Source organism: Methanomassiliicoccales archaeon, assembly GCA_013415865.1.
Taxonomy (GTDB): Archaea; Thermoplasmatota; Thermoplasmata; order Methanomassiliicoccales; family UBA472; genus MVRC01.
Genome location: CP058896.1, coordinates 416145 through 429176 on the forward strand (window position 1 = coordinate 416145; position 13032 = coordinate 429176).

Genomic DNA, 13032 nt, shown 5'->3' on the forward strand with positions numbered 1-13032 from the left:
GATCACCATACCAGCGGATGAAAGGGGAGGGTCATGCCGGCGCGAACTTATAGCCATAGTGGATCACACCGCCGGGACCTTCCTCTCCGATCTTACGGAGCTTGGCCCTGACCTTCATCCCTATGGTGACCTCGGAGGGCTCGCAATCGATCAGCTGAGCGGTCAACATCACCCCTTCTGACATCCTGATCATGGCCACGATGTAAGGCTTCTGCATCTCAAAGGCCGATGGCGCCTCGTGCACGACGCTGAAGGAATAGACCTCTCCTTCCCCGGAAAGGTGGAACCTCTGCATCTTGCCGATCGACCTTCTATGGCAGACCGGGCAGACATGCCTCGGCGGAAATGTGACCTTTCCGCAATTGCCGCATCTCGTCGCCACGAGATTGTACCTTGTGGCGTTGTCCCTCCAGAACCTTGCTATGGTCATCATTTCACCCCCAATATATGAACGACGGCCGTGGAACCGGTGCCTCCGACGTTATGCGCCAGCGCACAACTAGCGCCTGAGACCTGCCTCTTCCCGGCCTCGCCCCTCAATTGTTGCACTATCTCGACCAGTTGGGCGATGCCCGTGGCCCCTATCGGGTCACCGCGGGCCTTTAGGCCTCCGGAGGTGTTCACGGCGACCTTTCCCCCGATGCTGGTCTGGCCATCGGCGGTAGCTCTTCCACCTTGGCCTTTCTCGAAGAACCCTAGGTCCTCGATGGCCAATATCTCTGATATCGTGAAGTTGTCATGCACCTCTGCGACCTGGACATCCTTCGGTGAGATGCCGGCCTGGCGATAGGCGCGCTGGGCCGCATACCTTGTCGCCTCAAAGGTGCATATGTCGGCCCGGCTATGGAGGGCCAGCGTATCAGAGGCCTGGGCCGATGCCAATATCCTCACCGGGGAATCCGTGTATTTTTTCGCCCTCTCCATCGAGCACAGCACGAGCGCGGCCGCACCATCGGAGTTGGGGGCGCAATCGAACATCCCCAACGGCTCAGCGACCATTCCGGCCCTCAGGACCGTCTTGATGTCGATCTCCTTTTGGAACTGCGCGAAGGGGTTGAGGGCCCCATGCCTATGGTTCTTCACCGCGACCTCCGCGAGCTGCTCTCTTGTGGTGCCATACTCATGCATGTGCCTCCTGGCGATCATGGCATGGAGCGAAGGGGAGGTCGCGCCGAACACGCTCTCCCACTGCTGGTCCGACGCCGATGACTGTATCTTGTTTGATATGGCGTCCCCCACGTCCGTCATCTTCTCAGCCCCCCCGACCACGACGGCATCGTGCATGCCGGAGGCAATGGCGAGATATGCCTGTCTGAGGGCAAGCCCTCCCGAGGCACCGGCGGCCTCGATCCTTATGGCCGGGATATGGTCCCTTGCCAGACCGGAGTAGTCCGCCATCAGCGCCGCGACATGCTCCTGCTCGATATAACGGCCTGCGGACATGTTGCCGACATACAAAGCGTCGATCTCCTCGGCAGAGATCTTGGCGTCCTGCATGGCCATCAGCCCGGCCTGGATGCCCATCTCCCTGAAGGACATGTCCCAGAGCTCGCCGAACTTCGTCATGCCGATCCCGACGATAGCGACCTCCCTCATTCCCCTGCCTCCTTCAAACGTATCTTGCCCCGATATTTGGCATACGTGGCATAATCGATGAACTTCGTCCTCTCCAACATCTGCTCGACCGTCGGGGCGGCATCCTTCCTGAACGTCCTCATCCCGTCTGTGACGGTGATGTCGAACCCATCACTTCCGGCGCCAGACCCGTAGGCGATAGCGAATATCCTGTCACCTGGCGAGGCATGGTCAAGTATCGATGCAAGTCCCAATGGAACGGCCCCGCTGTAAGTGTTGCCGATCTTAGGGGTCAACAATCCATGTTCGATCTGCCTGTCATCAAAGCCCAGCATCTTTGCGACCCTCGTAGGGAATTTGCCATTCGGCTGGTGGAACACCGCATAGGTATAGTCCGAAGGTCTTGTGCCCATCCGTTCCAACAGTCCCTTCGCACAAGAGGTCACATGTTTGAAGTATGCGGGCTCGCCTGTGAATCTGCCTCCGTGGGAGGGGTAGGGCTGCCCCTCTCTGCGCCAAAAGTCTGGAGTGTCGGTCGTGAACGAATAGGTCCCGTTGAACCTGGCGATGAGATTCTCACGGCCGATGAGGTATGCTGCGCCTCCTGCCGATGCTGAGAACTCCAAAGGGTCTCCGGGGGCCCCTTGGGATGTGTCGGCCCCGATGGCGACCCCGTACCTGATCATGTTCGAGCCAACAAATCCCATGCACATCTGTATGCCCGCCGTTCCTGCCTTACATGCGAACTCGAGGTCGGCGACGGTCATGTGCGGGGAGGCGTCGATGGCCTCGGCAACTATCGTTCCCGATGGCTTGACCGCATATGGGTGTGACTCAGAGCCTACATATAGTGCACCAATGTCCTTTGGACTGACATCACACCGCCTCATCATGCTGCGGGCCGCCTCGACCGCTATGGTGATAACGTCCTCATCGGGCGCTGGCACGGACTTGCTGCTTATCATCAATCCCTTGCCCATCGCCTCGCCGTCTGTACCCCAGACCCTGCCTATCTCTGCAGGAGTTATCCTGAAGCGCGGCACATAGGCGCCGTAGCTTACTATTCCGACATCCATCTCAAAACACTCCCATCTCAGATGCGTTCGAGGCGCTCCACGAGCGCCTGCGTATGAAGGTTGGTCTTCACCAGTGGTAGGTTCTCGAGCGTCGCGAGCCTGATCGCAAGGTCATCGACGTGCTCGGGCCTCTGATAGACGACCAGGGCCGGCTTCAATGGATGTGCCCTTATCGCTATCATCGGGGACCTGCCGAACTTCACCCCTGTGAATATCAATGCGCGCTCGCTGCTCCACCCATATATCTTCAAATAGTCCATGGAACTGAGGGACATTATCGCCTTCATCGAGTCTATGATCGTGAAGCCATGTATGTCCCTTTCCAGGCTCACCCCTTTGGTCAATGGCTCCGCCTCGATGATCTCGACGAACTCTGATGCCTTCATGCTCGAATTGAACTCCTTGATGGAGATGATGCAATCATGTTTCTCACCGAGGTCATATCTTTTAAGGACCTTTCCACCTCTGCTCTCGTCAATGTCGAGCAGACCATCGACGATCCGACGGATGATGAGGATGCCTGGTGACCTCCTTCTTCCTGACTCATAGTCGCTGATCACCGAGGGCGATACTCCAAGATGCTTTGCAAGGTCCTGTTGCGAGACCCCGAACTCCTCTCGCCATTTGCGTATGGTCCTGCCGGCCTCTGCTGACAGGACTATCTCGCCAGCGATCTTCTCCCTCAGCTGTTCGCGCATGTGGCCTGTTAAATAGTGTCTTTATATAAATTTGTCGAAGATGACTATCGACAGATTCCGTAAAGATGAAAATGGAGGGCATGCTTGGCATCATGGCTGTCGTTCATGCTATTTAACAGCTTATCATGAGCCTCAAGATGCAGAATTCAAATCTAACATCATTGATGGCAAACGTCGTAAGAAGATAGTTTTTTAATACAGTTCCCCGTTAAGCCCTCCCTGCTACCATTTGGGACTGTGGGGTAGCTTGGTCCATCCTAGATGGTTCGGGACCATTTGACTCCAGTTCAAATCTGGACAGTCCCACCATGCCTTATCAGTCCTTTGATCAAAATGCTCAGCATCGATTTTACCTGTCAACAAAGGCCGTCCTGGTCCTGGTCAACAGCCATGCCTGGAAGAACAAGGTCCATCCTATCAACGACAGGACCAGGCTCAATGCCCATGCCCCGGCGAACATTGGGTCCATTCCATTGCCTGACACGCATACCGAAAGGAAGAGGGGGAATGCCATCGCCAAGATCCTCCACATGACCCTCCTGTCCTCGACGGCCCATACCATCATCAGTGACACGGGCATGAGGAAGTAAACGAACAGTATCTTGGGGTAGAACAGGAAGAAGGCCACCATCACGAACAGCGCCCCTTCCCATAATGTCAGCCTCCATTTCCAACTGAGATATGTGGAGACAGATATCGCTCCCAGGGTCATCCCAAGCCCGGCCCATCCTGGCAGCTCGATCCCCGCCTGTCTGATGAAATGCCATGGGCTGATGCTTGATCCGCCCGTCGGATAGTCAGGGTTCCCAAGGAGGTAGTACCTTGGGAATCGAAGAAAATCCTCTGGGGCGAGCAAGAGGAACGGGAGAAGGCTGACCACGACAATGAGGATGAAATAAAAAAGTAACCTTGAGCGTTCCTTCCTTGTGTTCGGCCCAATCAACATCCAGGGGAAGACCAGCATGTTAAATAGCTTGGTCAGGGCGCCCAATACTGCGGAGATGGCCGTGGGCAGGACCCTACCGTTCATCATAAATATGATGGGCAACAGGAAAAAAAGGACCGTTATGGCCTCATCCTGCGCCCCCAATGGTATCTCGATCATGCCAAATGGAAGGAAAAGATACAGGAGACCGGTGAGAAAGGCAAGACGGTCATTGAAGCTACGAAGGCCGAGATACACCACGCACACGGTCATGATGCTGAAGGTACAGAAATAGGCCTGATAGACCCAGATGTCACCACCGAGCGCCTGGGGGATCGTGAAGAGGTACATTATCAGCGGAGGCGACTCCGAATGAAAATCCTTGTATGGTATTTTCCCACTGAGGATCCATTCAGCCCTTTCCCGGTAGGTGGCCAGGTCCTCAGGGTAACCTATCACATCGCCAAGATAAGGTCTGAGGACAAGGTTGTCAAGCAGGATCAGTGCTGTGTAAAGCACAAGACCGATCAGCACAAGGATCATCAGCTTTTCAGATGTAGGCCTGGCGATCGTTCTCTCTAGCCATGGCCAGTACCCCGGCCACCTCTTTTTTGCCAGCTCATCCGTCATGATAGGCCCCGCGCCTGGTCCACGATATAATGGACCGAACGGTCATCCAGATATTTGACGGTGATATATAATCTGCCCCAGTAAAGGATTCATAGGCGGTAGGCAATGGTCATCCGAGATAATGCCCGATGCTGATCCGGACAAAAAGATGCCTCAGATAATGAACGCTTTTTCAAAGAGGGCCATCTCCTACGAGGAGGACATAGTGAGGATCGTTCCGAATTATGATGAGATGCTTGACGCCGCGGTAGGTTCGATACCTTTCGATGAAGACCTGGAGCTGACCATCATTGATTTGGGCACGGGCACGGGTTCTTTGGCGGCAAGGTTGAGGAAGAGATTTCCACGGGGCCGCATCACTTGCGTCGATATGACCGCCGAGATGCTCGATGTGGCCAAAGAAAGGTTCAAAGATGACCCTCTTGTCAAGTTCCTTCAAAAGGACTTCTATCATTTGGAGATCCCGGCTGGGAACGATGTCATCGCATCTTCCTTGGCACTGCATCACCTGATCACCGATGACGATAAGAGGGGATTCTATCGCAAGATCTGTGAAGGGCTGAGGGATGGTGGTGTGTTCGTCAATGCCGACGCGGTCCTATCGTCGGATGAAGAGATCGAAGAGCTTTACATGAGACGGTGGAGGGAGTTCATGGGAAAGGGCCTCGGGCCTGAGGAGATAGAGGAGGTCCTAGAAAGGTTCAGAAGGGAGGATTCTCTGCCTTACCTCATTGATGAGCTAAGATGGCTTTCCGAGGTCGGTTTCTCAAAGGTCGATGTCATATGGAAGGACCACATGACGGCAGTGGTCTGGGCCAGACGGTAAGATGGGGCCTTCGCATGATTAATCTATGACATCAAATGTAATGTGAGCGTGCGCGTTGCGATGATTGTCTGTGATACCTGCGCGGTCCTCGAGGTCGCCCTATCCTCTCATGTCATAAGGCAGAGGCATGAGGTCATCACGGTCGGTTTTGAGGACCAGACCTTCACCAGCATGGAAGGTCTGATGCTCAGGCCACATATGTTGCTGGAGGACGTTCATCCAGACACGATACATGCCTTCATCATTCTTTTCCAGGTGGGACGTCCGTGGACGATGACGTTATCGAGGATGGCAACATGATCACTGCCCGGGCGAACGCGTATGTCGATCTGGCGTTGCTCCTTGGAAAAAGGTTGGAGGTGTTCAATGACCAGGTCGATCACGAATTAACGATGCAAGATTTCAAAGAGTTCGAATGAAATGGAGATCTGGAGCGGGGCGACGGGTTAAAATATGGTTACTACATCGACATTTCGACAGAGATGACCGCGGATCGTAGCAGGATCAAGCTCGGACTTGTCCAGATGAAGATGGAGGTTGGCATTGAGAAGAACATCCAGAAGGCTGTCATGCATATAAAAGAGGCGTCGCGTAAAGGCGCGGACATCGTTTGCCTGCCAGAGCTCTTCACGACCAGGTATTTTGCACAATATGAGGGGGGTGGATTATCTGAGGAGGAAAAAGGCGCTTTTCTCGAAAGGATCCCTGGCAGGACCACAGATGCCTTGTGCAAGGTAGCATGCGATGAGGGGGTGGTGGTCGTCGGAGGGTCGATCTATGAAAGGGCGGATGGAAAGTTCTTCAACACGTCCGTGGTCATAGACGCGGATGGGGAGGTCTTGGGGACATACCGCAAGACCCACATACCGCATGACGAGAACTTCTACGAACAGGATTATTTTGCACCTGGAGATACAGGATTTAAGGTCTTCAATACGAGATACGGCAGGGTCTCGGTGCTGATCTGCTATGACCAATGGTTCCCGGAGGCCGCCAGGGTCTGTGCCCTTGAGGGAGCGGAGGTCATCTTCTACCCTACCGCTATCGGGCTTGTCGATGGGATAGAGCAGAGCGAGGGCGATTGGCAGAAGGCCTGGGAGAACGTCATGAGGGGGCATGCCATAGCCAACAACGTGGTGGTGGCCGGTGTCAACAGATGTGGGAGAGAGGACAAGATGGAATTTTGGGGGGGCTCCTTCGTCATCGATGCCTTTGGAAAGACCCTCAAGAGGGCTGGGAAGGGTGAGACCGTGATGGTCCAAGAGGTGGACCTGGAACATGGGGCCGAGATAAGACGTGGCTGGAGGTTCTTCGCGAACCGAAGGCCTGAATGCTACTCCAAGCTTGTTGAGAAGGTGCTCTAGATGCCTAGGAAGGAGATCTGCAACTGTGAGCCCGTCAAGATGATCGCGAGGATGACGCCTAAGGAGGCTGGGTACTTCATGCCTGCAGAATGGGCAAAGCATGATGCCACCTGGATGTCTTGGCCTAAGAACCCCCTGACATTCCCTGGCGAGAAGCTTGAGAGCGTCGAGGACATTTTTGCCAAGATGGTGTCGGCCCTGAGCGGGGGAGAGACCGTCAGGGTCCTGGTCGATAATGACGAGATGGAGGCCAGAGCTGAACGCTGCATTTCGAAGACAGGTGCCGACCTTTCCAATGTCATGTTCATAAAGATAAGGACGGCAGATGTCTGGGTACGGGATTATGGGCCGACATACGTTCTATCGAGGAAGGGGGGGCTCAAGGGTACCGTCAAGTGGAGGTTCAATGCCTGGGGAGGCAAGTATGATGACCTGCTGTACGATGATCTGGCGGGGGAGGAGATCGTCCGATGGGCGGGTCTGCGCTCCTTCAGACCGAACGTGGTCCTGGAAGGGGGGTCCATCGATGTCAATGGGAGCGGGACCGTGATGACCACCGAGCAATGCCTCCTGAACAAGAACAGGAATCCTGAGCTGTCAAAAGGGGAGATCGAGGGGGTCCTTGAGGACTATCTTGATGTCTCAAAGATCATTTGGTTGAAGTCGGGGATAGATGGGGATGACACCGATGGGCACGTAGATGATTTTGCACGGTTCGTGTCCGAAAGGGCGGTCCTGTGCGCCCATTCGACAAGCAATGCGGGAGAGAACCGCTCCGTGCTCGAGACGAACTTGAACATCCTACGGAATGCCACGGACCAGGATGGAAGAGCATTGGAGGTCATAAAGCTCCCGATGCCGTCACCTGTCCAGATCGCAGAGGAAGATAGGTTCCTTCCTGCAAGCTACGCAAACTTCTACATTGGTAACAAGGTCGTGCTGCTACCGGTGTTCGATGATGAGAATGACCGTGAGGCGCTGGAGGTCCTAAGGTCGTGCTTTAACGGTCGAGAGATCGTTCCTATTGAGGCAAGGGACCTGGTATACGGCTATGGAGGGTTCCATTGTGTGACACAGCAGGACCCTTCACCTCTCAACTAGATCATCACCTCACCATCTCGAACTGCGACTTCATCGCCCCGCAAATAGGGCAGACCCAGTCATCTGGTAGGTCCTCAAAGGACGTCCCTGGCGGGACCCCGCTCTCAGGGTCGCCCTTCATAGGGTCGTACACATATCCACAAACAGAGCATTCCCATTTCTCCATGGCCATGTTATCCTTCCTCGATGGGCATCACCATGATTAATCCTTTCTGCGCGAGATCACATCTTCGATGTCCACCTCTCATAGACCCTGCGGTATCTCTCATGTATTAGCATCCTGTCGAACTCATGGAACTCGGCGATCATCGCATCCTTCTCTTCCCTGGAGAACAGCTCCATCGCCCTTATGAAGAACCTTTTGTCCTCCTCTTCGATGTGCCTTGGGTAAAGCGCGCCCATCTCAGCAATGGCATTGACTATCTGTTCCTTTGCTGATGCGTCCCCAAGGACCATTTTGGAACTGCCCTCTTCGATCGACCTGACCAGATCTCTGGCCCTTATGTGGTCTTTGATCAGCTGGTCGAGCGACGCCTCCAATTCCATGGACATATGTTTTTTCCTTAGGTCAAGGAATAGGATGTCCTCCTCCTTGCCGTGATGGCATCTGTCGGCATAGTTCCTCATGAAATCGACCGCATCCAGCAAGAAATCATGGTCCACATGACCCCCTCCCTCGATCCTTTTTCCTTCTTGGACTATCCTTGCCACCATCTTCTCTATTAATCGATGCTCTATCATCAATGGTCCGGTCGGCATCATATGTCATTCCCATAGTTAATTTGACCTACGAGCATGTAATGGTAATCCCCAATGAAATGCCATAGGCCCATAGCATCTGACAATTATTAGTTGATGGAGACCTTGCTATCAGGCATGAACAGATGCGAAGGAGACCATGCTGTTCTTTGTCGCACCGCAATATGGGCAATGCCAATCGTCTGGAATATCCTCGAACGATGTACCTGGGCTGATCCCGCTGTCCGGGTCCCCTTTCTCAGGGTCATAAATATATCCGCAGATAGGGCATACATACTTCTCCATATCGACCATGGATAATCTCCTGTTCCTGGATTGTGAGTATTGTGGTTATGAGGCTTTTGGTGGGATGAACATAGAAAGGGATGGGGGCTTACGACCCAGAAACGAAGGGTCGAGCGGTCTGCCCGAACATGCGTCCTTGGAGCACAAATTATAAATATTGTAAATTAAAGGACCAAAATACTCTTCGGCAACGCTTATTATTCCCTGCCGCTTTCCCTCTCCCAGGGGGCATTGATGATCAAGATCGTCCTTCTCAGGCATGGAGAGAGCGAATGGAACAAGGAGAACAGGTTCACCGGATGGACGGATGTGGACCTCTCTGAGAAGGGCAGATCTGAAGCGGTGAACGCCGCGAAGCTGCTCATAGAGAACGGTTTCACTTTCGACGTGGCCTTCACATCGGTGCTGACAAGGGCGATCAGGACATTATGGATCGTCCTTGACGAGATGGACCTGATGTATATTCCTATCAATAACTCCTGGCGATTGAACGAAAGGCATTATGGCGCCCTCCAGGGGCTCAACAAGGCCGAAATGGCCCAGAAGTTCGGCGAGAAGCAGGTCCTGATTTGGAGGAGGAGCTATGATGTACGGCCACCGCCGTTGACCGTCGATGACGAGAGGTATTCAGGAAGGGACAGGAGGTATAAAGGTCTGAGCATCGAGCAGATCCCCCTCACCGAATGCCTGAAGGACACTGTAGAAAGGGTCGTCCCCTATTGGGAAACAGCAATAGTCCCAGAACTGAAGAAAGGTAGCAGCGTCATCGTCGCTGCCCATGGCAACAGTCTGAGGGCGTTGATGAAGTACCTCGACAATATTCCTGATGACGAGATAGTCGATCTGAACATACCCACAGGCGTGCCCCTTGTCTATGAGCTTGATGACGACCTGAGGCCTGTCAGACATTATTACCTGGGGGACCCCGAAGAGCTGGCGAAGGCCATTGATGCCGTCGCGAGACAGGGAAGGTCGAAGTGAGCGGACCTCTCTCGACCTAGCAGGGGACCTTCTGATTCGAAAATATATTCTACCTCTCAGATAAGATTATATTTCGGAGGGTGTGCGGATGAAAAACCCTGTTCTTGTGACCGGGGCGACCAGCCCAGTTGGCAAGTACCTTGTCAAGTTCTTGGTGGGAAGGGGAACGAGGGTCAAGGCGATGGTGTATGATATGAGAAAGGCAGAAGGCCTTGAGGATGCCGGAGTGGAGATCTTTGTCGGCGACCTCCGCGATGAAGAAGATGTGAGACTGGCCATGAAGGAGGTCGACAAGGTCTATCTCATCACTCCTCTAGTCAAGGACATGGCAGATATCACCAGGACCGTTGTTAAGATCGCGGAGTCAGAAGGTGTAAGGAAGATCGTCAGGCAATCCTTGATCGATTGTGGCGTCGACCTCCTTTATGAGTTCTGGAAGAAGCATCGGGAATGCGATGAGATAGTCAGGAGGTCTATGATGGACCACACCTTTGTTCGTCTCAACCAGCTCATGCAGGGGTTCCTTAAGTTCAATGGGAGGGGGATCAAAGAAGAGGGGGTGATCGCAAAACCATGCGGTGAAGGCAGGACGAGCTTCGTTGATGCCTATGATGTGGCGGAGGCTGCGAGCCTCATCATCGATGGCAATTGGCACGAGGGAAAGACGTACACGTTCACAGGGCCCGAGGCATTGTCGAATAAGGAGGTCGCAGAACGGATGTCCCATGTCCTCGGCAAACCTGTACGATATGAGGACATCGACGAGGCCAAGGCAAGGACGTTCCTCATCGATGAAGGTTATGGCTCCTGGTTCGCCGATGGCTTCATGGAGATGTATGAGGTGGAGAGGAGGGGGCTGGCCTCCACGGTGACGAACGATATTGAGAGACTGATAGGGAGGAGGCCCAGAAGGATCGAGTCGTTCATAAAAGAGAACGTCGAGATACTAAGATGAACCTCTCCATCTCTCGCTATGGACCCTGGAAGGGTCATATCTGTTGTTTGTGGGCTTCTCTTCATTCGGATGTCCCAGTGCCATCAGCGCAAAAGGCACCACGTGCTCAGGAAGTCCCATGTGCTCCCTCATCGGTCTTATCCTGTCCTCCACCGGATATATCCCCAACCATACCGCCCCCAATCCTCTGGAGCATGCTGCCAGCAGCATGTTCTCCATCGCCGCTGAGCAGTCCTGAGGCCAGAACCCCTTGTATTTTTCAAGCTTCTCATCTCCGCATACCAGGATCGCCATGGGGGCCTCCTTCAGCATCTGGGAGTAAGGCTGGAATGACATTATCTTGTCCAACGATGCGCGTTCCTTGATCGTTATGAAGTGCCAGGGCCTCTCATTTCCCGCTGAAGGCGCCGACATCGCCGCCCTCAGGATATAGTGGATGTCATCATCTCCCACGGGCCGGTCCTTGTACCTGCGGATGCTCCTTCTTGAAAATAGGACGTCTATCAGAACCACCGGTGCAACATTGGTCGATGAGCGTACTTAATTCTTGTCGATGAGGTATCGTTGACCGTCGAAGACAAGGTTAATCTTCAACGACATCGAATCTTCATCGGTGATTATATGGAAAAGGTAAAGGTCGCTCTCGGGTTCGATAGATTCCCCCGCAAATATACTGGTGAGGGCGAGAATATCTCTCCGCCCATATCTATCGACGGCGCAAAGGGAAGGAGCATGGCGATCGTCGTTGACGATCCCGATTGTCCCACTGGCACCTGGGTGCACTGGGTGATATGGAACATGCCTGTGGTCCCTCTTGTTCCAGAGGCGATAGAGAAAAGACCTCATATAGAAAGGCCTTTCATGGCCGTCCAAGGGACGAACTCAGGCGATGAGATAGGATATGACGGCCCTCTCCCTCCCAGGGGTCATGGACCGCATCGCTACTACTTCAAGGTCTACGTGCTCGATTCGGAGATCGACCTTGAAGCTGGGGCCACGAAAGAAGACCTCATGAGGGCCATCAGGGGCAGGACCATCCAACAAGGTGAGACGATGGCCACGTACGAAAGGAGATGATCCTTACCGCCCTAGTTGCCTAGGGTCGATCGTGAGAAGCAGCACGACCCCGGCCAATATTATGACCCAGTTCAAGAGGAATATTCCCACGGCGACCATCAGGAGGGCCACCGCCCTGCTGATAAATATTGTGACCTCGGATGCTCTTGCCAGACCGAGGTCGTAACGGAGCAGGTCCCTCAGCACAAGGCCTCCGTCCATGGGCAAGATCGGGAGGGCGTTCATCACCCCGAGGAACAGATTTAGGAGCCCGAACCCGCTGAGGACTATGGCCGCAAACGTCTCGGCCCAGCCGGCCAATCCCCCTCTTACCAGGTAATATATAGAGAGCAGGGCGAGGCCCACGACAATGCTCAGGAGGGCACCAGTGATCGCGACCTCTGCCTCGCCGCGGGGCCAATCTTTTGTATGGTCCATTTCAGAGACGCCCCCAGCAAAGAAAAGTGTCACGCTCGTTACCTGATAGCCCTTATGCTTTGCCGCCCAGACATGTCCCAGCTCGTGCAGGAGTATGGCAAAGAAAAGGAAGATGGCCAAGAATGCCCCCAAGATCATCTTACCATAAAGGTCATAGGTTGACCTTCCCAGGCCGATCGGGAATCCGGATACATCGAAGAACGCGACGCCGAACACCAGGGCGTACAAAGGAAGGGCTAGGATGAGCGAGATGTTGATGAGCAATGGTACGCCCATCACTTTGCCTATGTACATTGAATATCTCATCGTCCCTTCTAATTCATCGGACCGCTTGATATTCCTTGTCATCGGATAGAATAAAAA

16 protein-coding genes, 1 tRNA gene and 1 pseudogene are annotated in these 13032 nt (G+C 53.9%); 8 read left to right on the forward strand and 10 right to left on the reverse strand.

Translation table 11 applies throughout. The features are described from left to right. Nucleotides 1–31: 31 nt before the first annotated feature. Genes HPY73_02050 through HPY73_02065 form a run of 4 tightly spaced genes read right to left on the reverse strand, consistent with a single transcriptional unit; the run spans nucleotide 32 to nucleotide 3349 of the window. Nucleotides 32–430, reverse strand: a complete 399-nt coding sequence (locus HPY73_02050; protein ID QLH75610.1) for a Zn-ribbon domain-containing OB-fold protein — start codon at nucleotides 428–430, stop codon at nucleotides 32–34. Further along, nucleotides 430–1596, reverse strand: coding sequence for a thiolase domain-containing protein (locus HPY73_02055; GenBank protein QLH74355.1), 1167 nt, complete (start codon nucleotides 1594–1596; stop codon nucleotides 430–432). Before HPY73_02055 ends, HPY73_02050 begins: the two co-directional genes overlap by 1 nt. Further along, nucleotides 1593–2651, reverse strand: coding sequence for a hydroxymethylglutaryl-CoA synthase (locus tag HPY73_02060; GenBank protein QLH74356.1), 1059 nt, complete (start codon nucleotides 2649–2651; stop codon nucleotides 1593–1595). The genes HPY73_02055 and HPY73_02060 overlap by 4 nt, the downstream gene beginning before the upstream one ends. Nucleotides 2652–2668: 17 nt before the next feature. Continuing rightward, nucleotides 2669–3349 carry a helix-turn-helix domain-containing protein gene (locus HPY73_02065; GenBank protein ID QLH74357.1) on the reverse strand — a complete coding sequence of 227 codons (681 nt, stop codon included), beginning with the start codon at nucleotides 3347–3349 and terminating at the stop codon, nucleotides 2669–2671. A gap of 231 nt (nucleotides 3350–3580) precedes the next feature. Between HPY73_02065 and HPY73_02070 the strand changes: the two genes are divergently transcribed. Beyond that, a tRNA-Pro gene (locus tag HPY73_02070) sits at nucleotides 3581–3658 on the forward strand. A 40-nt stretch (nucleotides 3659–3698) separates the two neighbouring features. Here the strand turns inward: HPY73_02070 and HPY73_02075 are convergent. Then, the gene (locus HPY73_02075; protein ID QLH74358.1) at nucleotides 3699–4904 is read right to left on the reverse strand and encodes a hypothetical protein; all 1206 of its coding nucleotides are present in this window, start codon (nucleotides 4902–4904) and stop codon (nucleotides 3699–3701) included. A 121-nt stretch (nucleotides 4905–5025) separates the two neighbouring features. Between HPY73_02075 and HPY73_02080 the strand changes: the two genes are divergently transcribed. The 4 genes and pseudogenes from HPY73_02080 to HPY73_02095 all read left to right on the forward strand — a co-directional run bounded on the left by HPY73_02080 (nucleotide 5026) and on the right by HPY73_02095 (nucleotide 8195). Continuing rightward, a complete protein-coding gene (locus tag HPY73_02080) occupies nucleotides 5026–5730 on the forward strand; it encodes a methyltransferase domain-containing protein (protein QLH74359.1) in 705 nt (234 codons plus the stop codon). A gap of 48 nt (nucleotides 5731–5778) precedes the next feature. Continuing rightward, entirely contained in the window at nucleotides 5779–6030 is a 252-nt protein-coding gene (locus tag HPY73_02085; protein ID QLH74360.1) for a hypothetical protein, read from the forward strand. Continuing rightward, on the forward strand, nucleotides 5997–6149 hold the full coding sequence (locus HPY73_02090) for a hypothetical protein (protein QLH74361.1): 153 nt from the start codon (nucleotides 5997–5999) through the stop codon (nucleotides 6147–6149). The genes HPY73_02085 and HPY73_02090 overlap by 34 nt, the downstream gene beginning before the upstream one ends. A 63-nt stretch (nucleotides 6150–6212) precedes the next feature. After that, nucleotides 6213–8195, forward strand: a pseudogene (locus HPY73_02095) (agmatine deiminase family protein). A gap of 4 nt (nucleotides 8196–8199) precedes the next feature. Here the strand turns inward: HPY73_02095 and HPY73_02100 are convergent. The 3 genes from HPY73_02100 to HPY73_02110 form a co-directional block, all read right to left on the reverse strand. Beyond that, nucleotides 8200–8361 (reverse strand): rubredoxin, encoded by a 162-nt coding sequence (locus HPY73_02100; protein ID QLH75611.1) that lies wholly within the window; start codon nucleotides 8359–8361, stop codon nucleotides 8200–8202. A 56-nt stretch (nucleotides 8362–8417) separates the two neighbouring features. Continuing rightward, nucleotides 8418–8957 (reverse strand): hemerythrin domain-containing protein, encoded by a 540-nt coding sequence (locus HPY73_02105; GenBank protein QLH74362.1) that lies wholly within the window; start codon nucleotides 8955–8957, stop codon nucleotides 8418–8420. 108 nt (nucleotides 8958–9065) lie between these two features. After that, the gene (locus tag HPY73_02110; GenBank protein QLH74363.1) at nucleotides 9066–9248 is read right to left on the reverse strand and encodes a rubredoxin; all 183 of its coding nucleotides are present in this window, start codon (nucleotides 9246–9248) and stop codon (nucleotides 9066–9068) included. Between the two features lie 225 nt (nucleotides 9249–9473). Between HPY73_02110 and gpmA the strand changes: the two genes are divergently transcribed. Together gpmA and HPY73_02120 are read left to right on the forward strand one after the other, a co-directional pair. Further along, entirely contained in the window at nucleotides 9474–10220 is a 747-nt protein-coding gene (gene gpmA, locus HPY73_02115; GenBank protein ID QLH74364.1) for a 2,3-diphosphoglycerate-dependent phosphoglycerate mutase, read from the forward strand. Nucleotides 10221–10308: 88 nt separating this feature from the next. Further along, on the forward strand, nucleotides 10309–11175 hold the full coding sequence (locus HPY73_02120) for an SDR family oxidoreductase (protein QLH74365.1): 867 nt from the start codon (nucleotides 10309–10311) through the stop codon (nucleotides 11173–11175). Here HPY73_02120 and HPY73_02125 read toward each other — a convergent pair. Next, nucleotides 11167–11679 (reverse strand): nitroreductase family protein, encoded by a 513-nt coding sequence (locus HPY73_02125; protein ID QLH75612.1) that lies wholly within the window; start codon nucleotides 11677–11679, stop codon nucleotides 11167–11169. The two genes, HPY73_02120 and HPY73_02125, sit on opposite strands and share 9 nt — an antisense overlap. A gap of 117 nt (nucleotides 11680–11796) precedes the next feature. On the opposite strand from HPY73_02125, the gene HPY73_02130 reads away from it, so the two are divergent. After that, nucleotides 11797–12252, forward strand: a complete 456-nt coding sequence (locus tag HPY73_02130; protein QLH74366.1) for a YbhB/YbcL family Raf kinase inhibitor-like protein — start codon at nucleotides 11797–11799, stop codon at nucleotides 12250–12252. Nucleotides 12253–12255: 3 nt separating this feature from the next. Here the strand turns inward: HPY73_02130 and HPY73_02135 are convergent, their stop codons facing one another. Further along, nucleotides 12256–13017 (reverse strand): hypothetical protein, encoded by a 762-nt coding sequence (locus HPY73_02135; GenBank protein ID QLH74367.1) that lies wholly within the window; start codon nucleotides 13015–13017, stop codon nucleotides 12256–12258. Nucleotides 13018–13032 lie beyond the last annotated feature (15 nt).